1 protein-coding gene is annotated in these 317 nt (G+C 30.9%); it reads left to right on the forward strand.

Features of this window, described 5'->3' with window-relative positions; translation table 11 throughout:
- Positions 1-317, forward strand: a 317-nt coding sequence (locus tag HC175_RS22320) for a DUF4435 domain-containing protein (protein WP_168140028.1), incomplete at both ends; no start/stop codon positions are given.

A 317-nucleotide genomic window follows, 5' to 3' on the forward strand; every position in this document is an offset into this window, starting at 1 on the left:
TGAGGCTTTAGAAGCAAAAGGTCTTTTCTATAATAAGGAAATCACTGTTTATGTAGAAGGTCAAGATGACCCACTGTTTTGGAAATATATCTTTGATCTGTCAAAATTTAGAGCTCATATTGAAGACGTAGGTGGGAACCTTCAATTGGAAAAATACATAGATAAAATAATTCAAGAAAATGCAGATTTCTATGTAGCCAGAGATAACGACCATTCTGATTTTATAAATCATACAAAAAATCATCAGAGAATTATAAATACATACGGATACTCCATTGAAAATTCCATGTATAACATGGCTACTATACAAGAAATTG

This window comes from Salinimicrobium oceani, from assembly GCF_012037645.1.